The following is a 16371-nucleotide window of genomic DNA, read 5'->3' on the forward strand; positions in this document are numbered from 1 at the left end:
CAAAATGTATTTCTAAACAAAAATAATAGTATTGCCGAAGTATCCCAAAGAAGGTGAATTCATGAGTAATTTTTCTAGGCTGGCGGCCTGCTTTACCCCCCGTAGTCGGTCCCTGGTGTTGCTTGCCCTAGTGGCATTGACCGCATCGATGGCGGAAGCTGACAAAAAGAAGTCTGGCAGTAAGATGGAGGAGATTCTCGTTACGGCTTCCTTTCGAGAGCAAGATGTTCAGGATGTGGTGGGCGGTATTCAGGTGTTCGGCGGCGAACAGCTTGATAAGAATGGCGTGTCCAGCATGGAAGATTATCTTCGCGATGTACCGAGTGTGTCGCTGCAAAAGTCAGGGGTTGGCAAGGCCAATATCGCCATTCGTGGAATATCGAACATGAACACCCTGGATATTGGCTATGCCGATGGTTCTCCTATTGCCGGCGTGTATTTCAATGATGTCGCGATTCAAGGTTCTGGCGTGTTTCCCGATCTGAATATTTTTGATCTGCAGCGCGTAGAAGTTTTAAAAGGCCCGCAGGGTACGCTGTATGGCGAGGGTTCGATGGGGGGCGCGATCAAGATGATCATGATGCCGCCCAATATGCAGGAGCTGGAGTTTAAGGTGGCGACGACGGTGTCAGAAACTGCCGAAGCTAGCGACCTGAACTGGGATGTGCGTGGTGCGATTAATATTCCAATTATCCAGGATAAGCTCGCCGCAAGAATTGTCGCCAGTAGCGGTTTCGATTCGGGTTTTGTGACCTACAGCGAGTTAGGTCTGGAAGATCCTGACGACGAAAATCGGCACTCCTTGCGGGCTATTGTTTTGTTCAAGCCACTGGATTGGCTGGAATTGGAATACATGTATTTGCTCGATTACAGCAATCGTGACCAGCTTCCAGTTGTCGATGAAGGTCGTGAAGATGACCTGGTTAATTCCCGCATTGAGAATCAGTTTGCCGAGACCGAGTTCGATGTGCACTCATTGACGGCGCGAATGGATCTGGGCTTCGCGGGTCTTACTTCGGTGAGTTCCTGGTTTAATACAAATCGGGATTCACAGCGTCGCATTCCCATTTTGCAGGGTATCGTGGATGTCACGGTGTCCGATAATAGTGGCGGTGCGGTTGCGACCGGCCCAAGTGTATTTCCAAATGGTTACACTCACGTATTAACTGAGCTTGAGTCATTCTCACAAGAGTTCCGTTTAGTGTCGAAAGGCGATGAGCGTATTGATTGGGTGGTGGGCGCGTTTTATCGCGATCGCGTTCAAAAATTTGATCAAGAGAAGTATGAAGAATTTGCGCCTGATGACCCACTGGGACTTCTCGAATTACTTTTGGGCCCTGATTTCCTCGCACTGTCAGGTTTGCAGGAAGACGGTTACGGTGAGGAGCCCTTCAAACAAACCGCGGTATATGGTGAGGTTTCCTGGGAGATCATTGAGGCGAAATTGGAACTGACGGCGGGCTTGCGGTGGTTTGAAGACAGCGTCGCGTTTTTTCAGGACACCTATGTCTATGGTGTAGAGGCGATACTCTTTGCTACCGATCCAGAGAATGTTGATCCTGAAACCGGTGAAGTAAATATCTTTTTCGCTGGCGAGTTAACAACCCGAGACTGGCTGCCAAAACTTTCTCTGGCGTGGTACGTCAATGATGATGCCATGGTGTACGCGACCGTCAGCAAAGGCTTCCGCTCTGGAACCCCAAACTTGTTCGCGGTTTTAGATGCGGGTCCACCGAATGTTCGCCCTGACTTCGTACTTAATCAGGAGATTGGTGCAAAAACGGCTTGGCTTGATAATCGCTTGATTGCAAACTTCGGGATTTATCAAATCGACTGGGATGATTTCCAAGGCTTGGTCATTGGCGAAGCTCGTTTGGGTGCGGTAGGCGGTGTGCCTTTTGGCTACCTTGGTACCGGCGGCGATGCAGTGGTTAGAGGGGCTGAGTTATCAGTGATGTACAAGCCCGTTGATAGCCTCACGCTGACCTTAGGGGTGGGATACAACTCCGGTGAGGTGGTAAAACCTGAGCCGGCAAACAACGCCAAGAAGGGGTCTGAGCTGCCTAATAAGCCAGAGCTTACTTGGAACCTTGGTGTTAACTACACCCGCCCATTGTGGAGCGACCTATTGGCTGAAGTCAGTCTCGGCTATACCTTCGTAGATTCGCAGCTCACGGTGTTTCAGACCGAGGACGTGCCGACAGGCATTCCCCTTGATAGCTATGAAATCACCAAGGCAGCTATTGGTATCGAAGGCATGAACTGGCGCGCGCAATTATTTGCTCAGAATCTCTTCGATGACAGAATCGTCGTTGCACGTTCACTACCCTTTCCTCAATCCGCGATGATGCGTCCCCGCACTCTGGGAATGCGCTTTAGCTACGACTATTGAGGTTTATGTGATGCGGCAGTTTGAAAATACTTACCAGATTGCAAAGTCATTACCGGGAGTCGTCAGTCGGGATTTGCGGTGCAAGGACACGGGCCGTGACTACACAATCAGTGTAGCTGTGCCGTCCTGTTACGGAAAAAAGAAACGCAAAAAATACCCGGTGTTATTGGTGTTGGACGCCAGTGCCATTCTCGGAACCGCAATTGAAAGTACCCGCTGCATGGCGGGGACCGGCGAGATAGCGCCGTGCATTGTGGTTGGCTTGGGTATGCCTGATGGTGTTGACGAGTTGGCACTTGGCTGGCGTCGACTGTGGGAGTTTTCGCCGCCGGTTACAGACTGGGAACGCGATGATCCCTTCGGTGAGATATTTACTAACATTGCCGACCGCGCCGGAGTGGCTTTGCCAGATGTGCCGGGAAAAATGGGTATGGCAGACAGCCTGCTTCGCTTTGTCAGTGCACAGCTCCTGCCGCTGATTCACGAGGACTATCGGACAAACGAGAATGACGTCGCATTATTTGGCCACTCGGCGGGCGGAACATTCGCCTTGTACGCGCTTTTGAATAATCTGCCGGGCATACAGCATTTTATCTGCGGTAGTCCGGGGCTGGCGCTTTCGGGTGGCGCTTTAAGTAAGCAACTCGCGGGCATGAGTCGAAGCGATCTAATGCTGCTGACCGGGAAATCCCTATTCCTTTCCCTTGGTGAAGATGAGTACGACAATGCATTTAATCGTCTTTGCGGAATTACCGATACCGAGCAATTTTATTTGGGGCTTCGTGCCGTCGCGCCGGAAGAGTTCGACATCCAGTATCGTCGAATAAGCGGTGCAGGTCATGCAACGGCAATGTCTGTGGCGTTGATGAATGGCGTACGTGCAGTTTGGGATACTGGAAAAGCCTATGGCGATGAAATGCCGACCTTTGCGAGGCCGGTGGTTTCCAATTGCATATCGATGCTGCGGCCATTCTTTCAACTATTTCATCTGCGTCGCAGCGATGAACCCGACAGCTCCATCTTGGCGTCGACGATTATGGGGCGCGATTTTTCAGTTCAGGTTTCGCTACCGGCGTCATATCAACACGAACCTAGTAAAGCATATCCGGTGCTAATAGCGCTTGATGCTAGCTTGAGTTTTGCGACGGTTGCGGAAGCCGTGTCCATCTTGACGACTACCGGAGAGTTGGAGGAGGCAATTGTTGTCGGCCTGGGTGTGCCGCGGCGCGAGGGTGACTTTGCCTTCGGCCTGCGCCGACTTGAAGAGTTTTCACCACCGAATGAGGTGCTCGCAGGTGACGACGATTTGGGCAGAATATTTAAATCGCTATTCGCCCTCGGTGGGAAATCGGCACACCGTTCCCTGGGGAAAGCAGGTCAGTTTCATCGCATGATTTGTGACGAATTGCTGCCCTCATTGAAAGCAGAATTTCGTGTCGACGAGGGGCGTCTCGCGATTCATGGACATTCTGCCGGGGGTACCTATGTCGCCTATGAAGCGGGCACCGAAGACTCACCATTTCAGTCGTATATTTGTAGTAGCCCCGGCTTGGCAATCAGTGATTCCTGTTTGTTGAGTGATAAGAATATCGAGGCGGTTCGCCGGAAAAAAGGGGTGAAAATGCAGCTTGTTACTGGCGAATTTGAGCACGATAACTATTTTAATTGTGTTGCCGGCATTCAGCACACGCCGGACTACGCAAAGTCTTTACAGCGCAATGGTGAAATAGAAATCAGGTATATCGATTTTGAAAACGAGACGCATACCAGTGTGTTACCGCGAATGACTGGGAATACTGTCGCCCAGCTATGGCCAACCGGCAGGCCCTATGGCGTTGAGTATGGCTACACTGAAGGTGCGCGTGAGCTTGAGCGAACTGACGTTTGAGGTTATGTCTGCGTCTAATGGCGAATATAGGTGTAAGCGACAATATTGAGGGTGGAAAGCAATATTATTGCGCTGCTGGGATATCGTCCCACTTTCGCTAATGCGATTACTGTAAAGGAAGGCGAAATTATGAGGAAACATTTGTAAATGCTCCCTTTGAAGAATTGCAATAATATTGGCGATCTTCGCCTTCGTGCCCGCAGTAAACTGCCGTCCCCAATGTTCCATTACATAGATGGTGGTGCTGATGACGAGTGGACGCTGCGTCGCAATACTGAGGCTTTTGACGACTACCAGTTGATGCCTAACTATCTCAACGATATTAGTCATGTTGATCTGACGACGAATATTCTGGGTTGTGGGCTGACGCTTCCATTTCTGCTGTCGCCGACCGGCATGTCTCGGCTGTTTCACCATCACAAGGAGCTAGGGGTTTCAAAAGCGGCGGCGGAGGCGGGTACACTCTATGCCTTGTCAACGATGGCGACGACCAGTCTTGAGGACGTCGCTGCGGCGTCCGACGGTCCAAAAATGTTTCAGATATACATTTTGAAAGATCGTGAACTCACAAAAGAATTTGTGCAGCGTTGCAAGGCATCTGGCTACAAGGCCTTGTGTTTAACGGTTGATACTGCGCTGGCAGGGAATCGCGAAAGAGATGCCGTTTACGGCATGACCATGCCGCCTAAAATTAATCGAAATAATTTTTTCAGCTACGCCAAAAGTTGGGAGTGGCTGCTTAATATGGCGCTTAGCCCGGATTTTAAACTGGCCAACGTGTTTCATCGTGTTGATGCACTCGGTCAGGGGGCTATGGGCCTGATTGAGTATGTGAACAGTCAGTTTGATCGGAGTGTGACCTGGGATGATGTCGCGTGGCTAGCTGAACAGTGGGATGGTCCGTTTGTTATCAAGGGCATGACTACCGTGTCTGATGCAAGGCGAGCGGTGGAGGTCGGCGCTACAGCGGCGATGTTGTCTAATCATGGTGGGCGGCAGCTGGACGGTGTGCCGGCACCTATCGATACCCTGATGCCAATTCGGGACGCGGTCGGTGACAGGCTGGAGCTGATTCTGGACGGTGGCATTCGTCGAGGGACTCATATTGTTAAAGCGCTGGCGATGGGAGCGAATGCATGCTCAATAGGGCGCCCCTATCTCTACGGTCTTGCGGCCGGTGGTCAAGCCGGTGTGGCACGCGCGATTGAGATACTCAAATCAGAAGTCGAGCGGGACCTCGCATTACTGGGTTGTTCCTCGATTGCAGAGTTACGCTCTGACCATATAAGCCAATTAAATATGAAAATGCGTTGATTTCAGAGCGAGTCATCACGTTTGGGGCTATAAAGGTATTGCCGAATTTAGCTCCCCACATTCGCATTATTGACCTAAGTGCGGGCGAAAGCCGCATCCGTCAACTTCATACTTCGTAGTCCCGTGCGCCATTGCTGTATTACAGGTGCCTCTGTAATTGTACCTATTATGTTGACTTGCCGTTACTTTAGGCATAACCTATTTTACAGGTTTTAATGGGTTGATCTTAAAATTTACGCTATCAAAAAATGATAAGTAAGGAGCTAAATAAATGAATTACTACCCTTCGAACAAATTATTTCGGGCTGGAGTCGCGGCCGGATGCCTTTGCGCGAGCTTTGTTGCACCCGTCAGTCATGCGCAGAACACGACTCAAGTTGTGCTCGAAGAAGTAATTGTGACGGCTCGAAAAACTGAAGAATCACTTAAAGACGTTCCTTCCGCTGTAAGTGCGATCAATGCCGATTCGATGAAAGGAATGGGGCTGAATACGGTAGCTGACATTGGCAATGTTGTTCCCGGTCTTAGGATTAACTCAGATGGCGATAGTCGTGCGTTTGTGCAAATTCGCGGCATTGGTATTACCTTGCAGACCCCAATTCAGCCCGGCGTTGGCTTCTTTATGGATGGTATTTACGTGCCATACACCTCAGCCGTGAATAACAATTTATTAGACACGGCCCAGGTAGAAGTTATTCGTGGCCCGCAGGGCACGCTATTTGGTAAGAACACATTAGGCGGTGCGATTAACGTTATTAGCAAAGAACCCACCGAGGAACTGAGTGGGGAAGTAAGCACTCGATGGGCAGAGGCAGATGACTCTGTTGGTCTAAGCGCTCGGGTATCTGGCACCATTATTGATGACAAGTTGCTTGGTTCTGTTGCGGTGGCTCGTGATGAATCTGATGGTTTTTTCAAGCATCTAACCGTTGGTGGTGGCTGGGATGCCCGCGAATCCAGCGCGATAAAAAGCGCCTTTAAATGGTTTGTTGGTGACGACGGCGTACTCCGCTTTAATGCGAGCTATGGTGAATATGAAGGCCCGGGTGTGGCATATACCCCAGTACCCAATAACGACACCGACGCCTCTAACTTTGATGGGGATTCCAGAAACTCGTTTCAAACTGAATCCCTTGCAAAAATTACACGGATCAACGGCACATACAATGCGCCAATGACAGAGCGTACCGACTTAGCTTTAACGCTTGGCTACGACAAGCGCGATCTGACTGAATCACAAGATAGAGACTTTGTGAACCCGGATATTCTCCGCGGTAACGGTAATATCGATGAGGATTTCCTGCAAAGTGAAATTCGCTTTGAAACTCAGTTTACTGACGATTTCCGCCTTATGTATGCGGCTTTCTATAGTGAGCAGAGCAATGCTGACACTGCCAGAACTGATGTGATACCTGCAGCTATGAGCACTTTCGCAACCCGTGATGTTGACGATAAGACCTACTCTGTCTATGCAAATGCTTTCTGGAGTTTTGCTGAATCCTGGGAGCTATCGGGTGGCTTGCGCTATGACAAAATTGAGCAAGAAGGCACTCTGAGTAGCTCGGCAGGCACACTGGATCGCAGCAATGCAATCACTTACAAGCTGGATGAGAGCCCTGTGTCGCCAATGGTGTCGCTGAAAAAATATTGGTCTGACGATCTAATGACCTACGCTACTGCGGCCAAAGGGGTTCGCGCGGGCGGCTTTAATGGTGGCGCGGTGCCGTCAGGATTCGAAACCTTTGATGGCGACGAAGTGAAGAGTTTTGAATTGGGTTTCAAATCTACTCTTGCGGAAGGCCGCGCTACTCTGAATATGGCGGTCTTTTTTGTAGAGCATGAAGATATTATTCTCAACGACTTGGTCCCAGATGAAAATAACCAGCTGGTCGTAGTAAACCGTAACCAGGGCTCTTTGGAAAACTGGGGTGTCGAAGGTGAGTTCAATATCTTGCTAAGTTCATCCTGGCAGCTGGGCGCGGGCCTGAGTTATATCAGCACCGATATTACCGATGATCCTACGGGGACTTTCGCAGCGTTTAACAATGAAGCGCTTCTCTTCCAACCAGAGTGGACGGCAAATTTAACCGCAGCATATAGCAAGGATATTGGGGTTGGACGTTTGGAATCTATGCTAGGTGTATTTTACACCGGCAAACAATACGCTTCTGGAACCGAAGCGCCAAGCTTCACTCGCGCACCTGAACTCGACGCTTCGGTGGTGGGTAATTTGTCGGCGGATTATATAATCGGCAATGTAAGTGTGGGTATTTTTGCCAACAATATTACCGACGAAGATTATTGGAGTTCTTATATAGGTGAGAGCGTGCTTTCAGCAATAGGCTTTGAGCAAGCGATTGGTGTTAAGGCTGCACCGAGAAATATTGGTTTGAGAGCTAGCTACTCGTTCTAATTATATTACTAGTAGTTAATTACTAAGTGACGGCCCTGTTGTTAACAGAAAACTGATTAGTGGCAGTGGTCGTTACATTTAAATTAGAAGAAAGTAGGTTACGTTTAAGTTCGCTTATGAATTTCTATGTTCAAAACTCAAGCTGCAGTTTTGAATCATTTTTAGCAGATTTAAAAATTAAACCCCATCAATATTTATCTTCCCCATTTCCTTACTTCTGAAAAATTAATTATCACCTTGCTGGTAAAGCAGCGCTTGCTCACAATGAAGCGGGTGCCTGGCAATAGATTGTATATTTTCGGCCTTTTGGATATGCGTTTGAAGCTTGCTCTAAAGACTAATAAATTGCTGATGAACTACAGTTAAGACTGACTCAAAATTTAACTTCAGTTTTAAAAAATCATGACTCACTCTTCAAGTGGTCTAAAGGAAGTGCGGTACGGTACTGGACTGCCTTTAAGGAAAAGCTACTTTTAATATTGTCGATCCCTTTCACTCTGGTGAGCTTATCTTCAAGAAATCGCTGGTAACTGTTTAGGTCGGAAACAACCACTCTGAGTAGGTAATCAAAATCACCTGTGATGAGGTAGCACTCCATCACTTCGGGCCATTCCGAAATTTGGCCTTCAAACCCCTCTAACTCATTTTTCACCTGGTGGCTTAAGTTAACTTGGATAAACACGCTCACCGGCAAATTAATTTTCTCCGGATTTAAGAGGCTGACCCGTCCACGGAAGTAGCCGCCTTCTTCCAATATTCGTACTCGGCGTGCACAGGGTGTCGGCGAAAGGCAGACGCGCTCGGCGAGTTCAATATTGGATAGGGTGGCGTCTTCTTGGAGCGCCTCTAGGATTCTGAGATCGATGTTGTCCAGGTTCTGGCTGTTCATTGGCGGAAATTACCTCTTGGCTCCAAAAACTACAATTTATATTTGTTCTGGTTATTTGTTTGATTTTATTACGTTTATTGTAGTGAATAAAACTAAATATGGGGCTTTTTGGAGATTTATTTGGTGAGACTCGCTAGCGGGGGTGGTGCTAGATTATGTGTCTAATTCTAGTGGTCTAAATGTAAGGAATGAATGTGGAAATCAATTATAAAAACGGTTTTCAGGTACCCGAGCCGAGCAGTCGCCCGGGTGATACGCCCAACTTCAGTTACCTCAGTCTTCCGTCACCATTAGACAGTGTTCGGCCGGACACTTCGTGTAATGCATCCGAAATGCGTGACTTGGCTTACGGACTGGTTCGTGTGCTTGATGACAGCGGAATGGCGGTCGGCCCATGGAATCCAAATGTCGATGCAGATTTTCTGGTGCGCGGTCTTCGTGCGATGGAGAAAACGCGATTATTTGATGAGCGCATGATGAGGGCGCAGCGCCAGGGTAAAACCTCGATCTATGTTCAGTGCCGCGGCGAAGAGGCGGTATCTTGTGCGCATCAGATGGCCTTGGAAAAAGGGGATATGTGTTTTCCGACTTATCGTCAGCAGGGCTTGTTGATTGCTCAAGATTTTCCCATTGTCGACATGATGTGCCAAATATTCAGTAACGCCAAAGACAAGCTGGGCGGTCGGTCTTTGCCGTTTTTCTACTCGGAGCGAGACTACGGATTTTTCTCTATCTCGGGGAATTTAGGTACTCAGTTCATTCAGTCCGTGGGTTGGGCGATGGCATCCGCTATCAAGGGTGACGATCGAATTGCGTCGGGATGGATTGGCGATGGCGCATCGGCAGAAAGTGACTTTCATGCGGCGATGGTATTCGCGTCGGTCTATCAGCCGCCCGCTGTACTCAACGTGGTTAATAATCAATGGGCTATATCTTCTTTCCACGGCATATCCGGCGGCGCTGAGGCTAACTTCGCCTGCCGAGGTCACGGTTTTAATATCGCTTCGCTGCGAGTTGACGGCAATGATTTTCTTGCGGTTTACGCCGCGTCTAGTTGGGCGATCGAACGCGCCAGAAAAAATTTGGGGCCGACACTTATTGAATGGGTTACTTATCGTGCGGCTGCTCATTCTTCGTCTGACGATCCATCGAAATACAGACCCGATAACTCCTTTGATTTATGGCCGTTGGGGGATCCGATCCTGCGTCTGAAAAATCACATGATTCAGATTGGTATCTGGAGCGAAGAAAAACATCAGGCGTTAATTGACGAGTTAACGCTGGAAATAAAAGAGGCTGGAAAGCAAGCGGAATCGTTTGGGACGTTAGGCAAAGGAAGCAAGCCAAGCGTTTCTGAAATGTTTAATCATGTTTACAAAGATATGCCGGCGCATCTTAGACGCCAGCGTCAGAAACTGGGAGTTTAAGATGGCCACGATGAATATGTTGCAGGCGATTCGTGACGCCTTAGATCTGAAAATGGCCGACGACGACAACGTGGTTGTCTTCGGCGAAGACGTGGGTTATTTCGGTGGCGTATTTCGCGCAACCGATGGGCTCCAGAAAAAGTACGGTAAAAACCGTGTGTTCGATGCGCCAATCAGTGAGCTGGGGATTATCGGTGCTGCAGTGGGAATGGGAGCCTATGGTCTTAGGCCGGTTCCTGAAATTCAGTTTGCCGACTATATTCTTCCGGCGTACGACCAAATTGCCTCTGAGGCCGCTCGGCTTAGGTATCGGTCTTCAGGTGAATTTTTTGCCCCGATTACTATTCGCACGCCATGCGGCGGCGGTATCTACGGCGGGCAAACCCACAGCCAAAGTCCGGAAGCCTTGTTTACCCATGTGGCGGGCTTGAAGGTCGTAATGCCGTCAAACCCGTATGACGCAAAAGGGTTGTTAGTTTCATCAATTGAGGATGACGACCCTGTAATTTTCTTTGAGCCTAAGCGGATCTACAACGGGCCCTTTGACGGGCATCACGATAGACCTGTTGTGCCGTGGTCGAAGCATCCGGCGAGCGAGGTGCCAGAGGGCTTGTATCGCGTACCTATTGGTAAAGCTGCGGTCGCTTTAGAAGGTAGCGAGCTCACTATTTTAGCCTACGGAACAATGGTGCACGTGGCTATTGCTGCGGCGCAAGAGAGTGGGATCAATGCCGAGGTGATCGACCTTCGAACACTGTTGCCGCTAGATGAAGAGACCATTGTGGCGTCGGTGAAGAAGACTGGGCGATGCATTGTGCTACACGAGGCCACGCAAACCAGCGGCTTTGGTGCTGAGCTTGCGACAATTGTTCAAGAGCATTGTTTTTATCATCTTGAGGCGCCAATTCTGCGCGTGGCAGGTTACGACACGCCGTACCCTCACGCTCAAGAGTGGGATTATTTTCCTGGGCCAGCCAGGGTTATCGATGCCATGCGCGAAATTTTGGAGACCGCATAGTGACTACAATCAAGTTTAATTTACCCGATGTGGGCGAAGGTATTGCCGAGGTCGAGATTTCTGAGTGGATGGTTTCGCCCGGCGATACGGTTAGTGAAGATGACATTATATGCTCCGTTTTGACGGACAAGGCGGCGGTCGAAATTCCCTCGCCGTTTGATGGCACGATTGTCGCGATCGGCCCCGAAGCTGGCAGTATCATGGCAGTTGGCTCACTTCTGGTTACCTTCGATGTCGAGGGTGCTGAGGAGGAGAGCGACGCCAGTACAGCCTCTGGTGAGCAGACACCATTAGAAACGACACCCTCTCAGCCGATAGCGGACTCCCAGCCTATAGAAGAGGCCGAAGCTCTTTTCGCGCGTGTTGATGTGGTGGAATCTAGCGGCGTACAACGACGCATATTAGCTGCGCCCTCGGTTCGGCAGCGCGCCCGAGATATGAATATCGATATTCAGCTGGTGCGTGGAACTGGGCCTGAGGGAAGAGTTATTCACGCCGACTTAGACAACTTTGGTAGCTCAGGAGCGGTGCATTCACGGGGGCAAGTTAAGCAGCCTGATACAACGGTAACGACGCAAAAAATAACTGGAATACGCCGTAAAATTGGCTCAATTCTGCAGGATACGATGCAGCGTATTCCACACTACAGTTACGTTGAAGAAATTGATGTGACCGAGCTAGAGAAGCTTCGGGCAAAACTAAACCAAAGTCGTAAGGCGGATCAGCCCAAGTTAACTATGCTGCCATTCATTATGAAGGGGCTTGTCCAGGCGCTTAAGGAATTTCCACAGATGGCATCGCGTTACAACGATGTCGATCAAGTGCTGGAGCAGCATGCGGGTGCACATATAGGCATGGCTGCGCAAACTGATGCCGGCTTGCTGGTACCGGTTATCCGTCATGCGGAGATGCTCGATCTGTGGGGTTTGGCGGCGCAGATCTTAAGTATCTCGGAAAAGGCGAGGAGCGGAAAGGCAACCAGGGATGAGCTAAGTGGCTCGACCATTACGATCTCAAGCCTCGGTCCCTTGGGCGGTATTGTCACCACGCCGGTTATTAATTCTCCGGAAGTCGCGATTATTGGCGTTAATAAAATGGCTACCCGCCCAGTATGGGAAAACGGTGCATTTGTTCCGCGGCAGATAATGAATTTGTCGTCTTCCTTTGATCATCGAATTATTGACGGCTGGGAAGCGACTCAATTTATTCAGTGCATAAAAAATAAACTTGAGTGTCCTGCGATGTTATTTATCGATGGATTGGGAGAAGGCCAGTGAAAACCCAGGTGTGTGATGTTCTTGTTGTCGGTGGTGGCCCGGGTGGATATGTTGCGGCAATTCGCGCCGGTCAGCTTGGCCTTAAAACGATTTTGGTTGAAGGTCAGGATCTCGGTGGTACGTGCCTTAACCGCGGCTGCATTCCGTCAAAAGCCCTGATCTATGCGGCGTCCCAGTATGCATCAATGATGCCGAGCAGTGACTTGGATGCCATGGGTATAAAGGTCGACACTGCGCCGACCTTGGATTTTCCACAGATGGTAGAGTGGAAAAATGGCGTGGTCAGTCAGCTTAATAGTGGTGTGAAAGGGCTGCTAAAGCGCGCAAAGGTGAATGTGATTACCGGCTGGGCATCATTTAATGACGCGAAAAATTGCGTCGTAAAGACGGCGGATGAGTCGATAGCGATATCTTCTGAGCACGTCATTCTAGCGACTGGTAGTGTTGCCACAGAATTAGCGGCGCTACCATTTAGTGATAGCATTATTTCGTCCGCCGAAGCGCTTAACATGGATGCGGTTCCCGACAGTATCGCCATTGTCGGTGGTGGTTATATCGGACTTGAAATGGGTACCGCCTTAACTAAGCTTGGCTGCAAAGTGACCATCGTCGAGGGCCAGGAAAAGTTGTTGGCGCTTTATGATGAGGAGCTTACCAAGCCAGTGCATAACTGGTTGGTCGGTCACGGTGTTGCGATAAAGTTAAACTCAAGCGTGGTCGGAGCGGAAACGACTGACGCTGGCACTGAGTTGCGTTATGTTAACGACGCGGGAAAAGAGGACAGTTTGCTCGTTGATAAAGTACTGGTGACAGTGGGGCGGAGGCCAAATACCCGTGGCTGGGGTATCGAAAACATGTGTTTGGACATGAACGGTCCCTATGTCAACGTGGATAAAATGTGCCGAACTGCCGTTAAGAATGTATGGGCAATTGGCGATCTTATCGGTGAGCCGATGTTGGCTCACAAAGCGTCGGCGCAGGGTGAAATGGTCGCTGAAATTATTGCGGGAAAGCGGCGCAGTTTTGATCCGGTGGCAATTCCTGCGGTGTGTTTCACGGAGCCGGAAATTGTTGCCTGCGGCTTAAGTCCGAGTGAGGCGGAGACGTTGGGTTATGACGTCATTGTCAGTCGGTGTTCGATGCAGTCCATTGGTAAGGCCCATGCTATGGGGGCGGCGAAGACCGGTGGCTTTGTGAGGATTACAGCGCGAAAAGATACTCACGAAATTCTCGGTATCCACGCGGTTGGCAAGTATATTTCGGAATTGAGTGGCGAGTTTGTCCTGGCGCTGGAAATGGGTGCTCGCTTGGAAGATCTGGCGCACACAATCCACATGCATCCGACACTTGGCGAGGCCACTTTTGAGGCGGCGATCGCGGCGCTTGGGGCCGGTATTCACTGCTAAATGGCAGGCGGTATTTTTCAAGGTAAGCGCGCTTAAATCGGGCAAATAGTGACGGTGGGGTATTGGCGGTATGAACGACTTAAGTTGGGATGTCGATTACGCGATATTGCCGGTGCCGGCAGAGCTCGGCTTAGCTCGTGATGAAGAATATTTTGCGGCCTGCGCGAAAAACGCCACAGCCGTAATGCGGGTGTGGCGTTGTGAGCAAGCGCTCATTGCCACCCCCAAAGAGCAGCGTGGTGCTAACTTTAGCGCGGCCTGCGCTCAGTTGGCGGCGAGAGCTTGGCCAGTGCATGTTCGTAGAACGGGTGGCAGTTGCGTGCCACAAGGGCCTGGTGTCCTCAACTTTTCGATGATCTACCCCGCACCTGTCACTGAGGGTATAGAGGAAAGTTACGATCTGCTTTGTAAATTTTTAATCGGGCTTTTTAGCCAGCTGGGTATTAACGCCGAAGTGGGTGATGTCCCGGGGTCATTTTGTGATGGTCGATTTAATTTACAAGTAGACGGCCAGAAGATTGTTGGAACCGCGCAGCGGCGTAAACCTATTAAGCAGACGGAAAATGTAGCGGTACTAGCACACGCCTGCATACTCCTTGATCTTGATTTGGATACGGCCACTGGTGGCATTAATCAACTTTATGAGCTGATTGGTGATCAAGGTCGATTTGAGGTTGGTGCTTGTACGACAGTTAAACAGTTGATGGGCGAGCGCTATCAGGGTGTTGAGGAAATAGGTGATCTACTGCGGAGTTATTTTCTCAAGAGTTTCAACACGTCATTAGGAGAATAGCCATAGTTTAATTAGCGACGAAGGTGAGAAGAATAGGTTTAGAAAGTGACTTGCTAAAAATTACGTTTACGAATGAGCATTAATAATATGAATAACTCGGTTTATAAGAAACATGTATTACCTACCGCAATACTATTTTTGATTTTGGGCCTGGCGGCGTTGTTTACCACGCCGATACCGGACCCTGGTTTTTTTAACTATTTTCCACTGCCAGTGGAAACCTCAATTATGAACAAGAAAATAGTGATCATTCTTGTGGCGTTAATGATGATTGGCATTTCTGTGGGCTTAATTAATAGGAAGTTCTGGTCGTGGATAGCACTTTTCTTTTTTGTGGGTGCATTCCATTTGTACACCGCTTTCTGCGTTTTTTATGGCTTTATGGCGATCGAGTATATCCCTCTTGGTCTCTCGCCAAATAATTTTGCATCAATCCAGGTTGCCGGAGGCGTTATCGCCTGTCTGTCATTTTATTTCCTTCAAAAACCGGTTTTTGTGAAGGTCTAAAATTTAGAGAGATATTTTAAGAACGTGGCCGCAGGCATGAATCATGCCTGCGCACCGATCGGTTACAAATTAGGACTGCTCGGCGCCAATATACGGTGCGAGATAGTCGACGGAGTAGCTCCACAGTTGCTCAGCCAGCATTTCATCACGACCAAGTTTGCTTGGCTTGGCCTCGGCGTTATCGGAAAAGTAGCGGCCGCCAATACCCTCAAGTGACGGATGAGTGGCAACAAAGCAACTGGTCGAGGCGCCTTGTGGTATGGACTTGCCTATGGAGATATCGAGCAGTTTCTTAACCGGCGCAGTTTTCATTGCCATGCCGATGAAGCCGCCAACGTCGCGGGCGAGATTGGTGTTAATCACTCCAGGGTGAACCGCGTTGGCGGTGACACCGGCGTCCACAAGGTGTCTATTAAAGGCAATCGCGGTGAGTAAATTGGCGAGCTTTGCCTGCCCATAAAATTGCCATGCATTATAGCGCTTGCTACCGTCGAGATTGCCGAAATTAATGCCGCGCTTACTCGCTGCCATATGCCCGGCGCTGGATAGCATCACGATTCGAGCTTTGTTGGCTGCTTTTAGCTGTTCTTGCAGTAAATACACAAGCAGGAAGTGGCCCATATGATTGGTTAAAAACTGCAATTACAGGCCATCTTTTACCTGCAGTGTGGGTAGCGCCATAATGCCTGCATTGCAGATAATGACATCGATCGGCGTGTTTAGCGCTTGTATAGTCTCTGCGCAATGTTTCACCGATGCCATGTCACTCAGCTCACACACCGCCGGCGTAGTCTTGCCCGCGATGCTCTCGCAGGCTTGTTGGGCTTTCTCAATACTGCGAGCACAGGCAATGATATGGGCGCCACGCAGCGCCAGCACCCGCATTGTTTCATAGCCAATCCCTGAGTTAACACCGGTAATGACAATAGTCTTTCCGCTGAGATCCATGCCGTCGGTGACGGCTTCGGCGGTCGCTTTTTTTGAAAACGTCATTGCGGTCATAATGGTGCTCTTTATTATTACTGAGGGTTGGGCGCTAAGCGGGAG

General features: G+C 49.6%; 13 protein-coding genes. 10 read left to right on the plus strand and 3 right to left on the minus strand.

Translation table 11 applies throughout. The annotated features are described in order from the left end of the window. Window positions 1-61 precede the first annotated feature (61 nt). From AAC007_RS07595 to AAC007_RS07610, 4 genes are all read left to right on the plus strand, one after another. Complete coding sequence (locus AAC007_RS07595; RefSeq protein WP_295871049.1) at window positions 62-2392, plus strand: TonB-dependent receptor; 2331 nt, start codon at window positions 62-64, stop codon at window positions 2390-2392. A 10-nt stretch (window positions 2393-2402) separates the two neighbouring features. Then, the gene (locus tag AAC007_RS07600; protein WP_339675698.1) at window positions 2403-4280 is read left to right on the plus strand and encodes an alpha/beta hydrolase-fold protein; all 1878 of its coding nucleotides are present in this window, start codon (window positions 2403-2405) and stop codon (window positions 4278-4280) included. 147 nt (window positions 4281-4427) lie between these two features. Next, on the plus strand, window positions 4428-5594 hold the full coding sequence (locus tag AAC007_RS07605) for an alpha-hydroxy acid oxidase (protein ID WP_339675700.1): 1167 nt from the start codon (window positions 4428-4430) through the stop codon (window positions 5592-5594). 271 nt (window positions 5595-5865) lie between these two features. Continuing rightward, the gene (locus AAC007_RS07610) at window positions 5866-8007 is read left to right on the plus strand and encodes a TonB-dependent receptor (RefSeq protein ID WP_339675702.1); all 2142 of its coding nucleotides are present in this window, start codon (window positions 5866-5868) and stop codon (window positions 8005-8007) included. A gap of 400 nt (window positions 8008-8407) precedes the next feature. On the opposite strand, the gene AAC007_RS07615 is transcribed toward AAC007_RS07610, so the two are convergent. Further along, entirely contained in the window at window positions 8408-8896 is a 489-nt protein-coding gene (locus tag AAC007_RS07615) for an Lrp/AsnC family transcriptional regulator (RefSeq protein WP_219044465.1), read from the minus strand. A gap of 194 nt (window positions 8897-9090) precedes the next feature. Between AAC007_RS07615 and AAC007_RS07620 the strand changes: the two genes are divergently transcribed. The 6 genes from AAC007_RS07620 (at window position 9091) to AAC007_RS07645 (ending at window position 15324) form a co-directional block, all read left to right on the plus strand. Further along, on the plus strand, window positions 9091-10323 hold the full coding sequence (locus tag AAC007_RS07620; protein ID WP_295871061.1) for a thiamine pyrophosphate-dependent enzyme: 1233 nt from the start codon (window positions 9091-9093) through the stop codon (window positions 10321-10323). 1 nt (window position 10324) lies between these two features. Beyond that, complete coding sequence (locus AAC007_RS07625; RefSeq protein WP_339675708.1) at window positions 10325-11341, plus strand: alpha-ketoacid dehydrogenase subunit beta; 1017 nt, start codon at window positions 10325-10327, stop codon at window positions 11339-11341. Further along, window positions 11341-12618 (plus strand): dihydrolipoamide acetyltransferase family protein, encoded by a 1278-nt coding sequence (locus tag AAC007_RS07630; protein ID WP_295871065.1) that lies wholly within the window; start codon window positions 11341-11343, stop codon window positions 12616-12618. The genes AAC007_RS07625 and AAC007_RS07630 overlap by 1 nt, the downstream gene beginning before the upstream one ends. Then, the gene (gene lpdA, locus AAC007_RS07635) at window positions 12615-14024 is read left to right on the plus strand and encodes a dihydrolipoyl dehydrogenase (RefSeq protein ID WP_339675712.1); all 1410 of its coding nucleotides are present in this window, start codon (window positions 12615-12617) and stop codon (window positions 14022-14024) included. The genes AAC007_RS07630 and lpdA overlap by 4 nt, the downstream gene beginning before the upstream one ends. Before the next feature lie 70 nt (window positions 14025-14094). Continuing rightward, the gene (locus tag AAC007_RS07640) at window positions 14095-14817 is read left to right on the plus strand and encodes a hypothetical protein (protein ID WP_339675714.1); all 723 of its coding nucleotides are present in this window, start codon (window positions 14095-14097) and stop codon (window positions 14815-14817) included. Window positions 14818-14904: 87 nt separating this feature from the next. Continuing rightward, the gene (locus AAC007_RS07645) at window positions 14905-15324 is read left to right on the plus strand and encodes a hypothetical protein (RefSeq protein WP_339675716.1); all 420 of its coding nucleotides are present in this window, start codon (window positions 14905-14907) and stop codon (window positions 15322-15324) included. Between the two features lie 69 nt (window positions 15325-15393). On the opposite strand, the gene AAC007_RS07650 is transcribed toward AAC007_RS07645, so the two are convergent. Then, window positions 15394-15966, minus strand: coding sequence for a hypothetical protein (locus AAC007_RS07650; RefSeq protein ID WP_339675718.1), 573 nt, complete (start codon window positions 15964-15966; stop codon window positions 15394-15396). Further along, window positions 15967-16326 (minus strand): SDR family NAD(P)-dependent oxidoreductase, encoded by a 360-nt coding sequence (locus AAC007_RS07655; protein ID WP_339675720.1) that lies wholly within the window; start codon window positions 16324-16326, stop codon window positions 15967-15969. Window positions 16327-16371: the final 45 nt, after the last annotated feature.

The sequence above is a fragment of the uncultured Zhongshania sp. genome, from assembly GCF_963975605.1.
Classification (GTDB): Bacteria; Pseudomonadota; Gammaproteobacteria; order Pseudomonadales; family Spongiibacteraceae; genus Spongiibacter; species Spongiibacter aquimaris.

Coding starts and splice junctions, on each gene's coding strand:
- AAC007_RS07595 (WP_295871049.1), top strand. CDS start 62: ATGAGTAATTTTTCTAGGCTGGCGGCCTGCTTTACCCCCCGTAGTCGG.
- AAC007_RS07600 (WP_339675698.1), top strand. CDS start 2,403: ATGCGGCAGTTTGAAAATACTTACCAGATTGCAAAGTCATTACCGGGA.
- AAC007_RS07605 (WP_339675700.1), top strand. CDS start 4,428: ATGCTCCCTTTGAAGAATTGCAATAATATTGGCGATCTTCGCCTTCGT.
- AAC007_RS07610 (WP_339675702.1), top strand. CDS start 5,866: ATGAATTACTACCCTTCGAACAAATTATTTCGGGCTGGAGTCGCGGCC.
- AAC007_RS07615 (WP_219044465.1), bottom strand. CDS start 8,896: ATGAACAGCCAGAACCTGGACAACATCGATCTCAGAATCCTAGAGGCG.
- AAC007_RS07625 (WP_339675708.1), top strand. CDS start 10,325: ATGGCCACGATGAATATGTTGCAGGCGATTCGTGACGCCTTAGATCTG.
- AAC007_RS07640 (WP_339675714.1), top strand. CDS start 14,095: ATGAACGACTTAAGTTGGGATGTCGATTACGCGATATTGCCGGTGCCG.
- AAC007_RS07645 (WP_339675716.1), top strand. CDS start 14,905: ATGAATAACTCGGTTTATAAGAAACATGTATTACCTACCGCAATACTA.
- AAC007_RS07655 (WP_339675720.1), bottom strand. CDS start 16,326: ATGACCGCAATGACGTTTTCAAAAAAAGCGACCGCCGAAGCCGTCACC.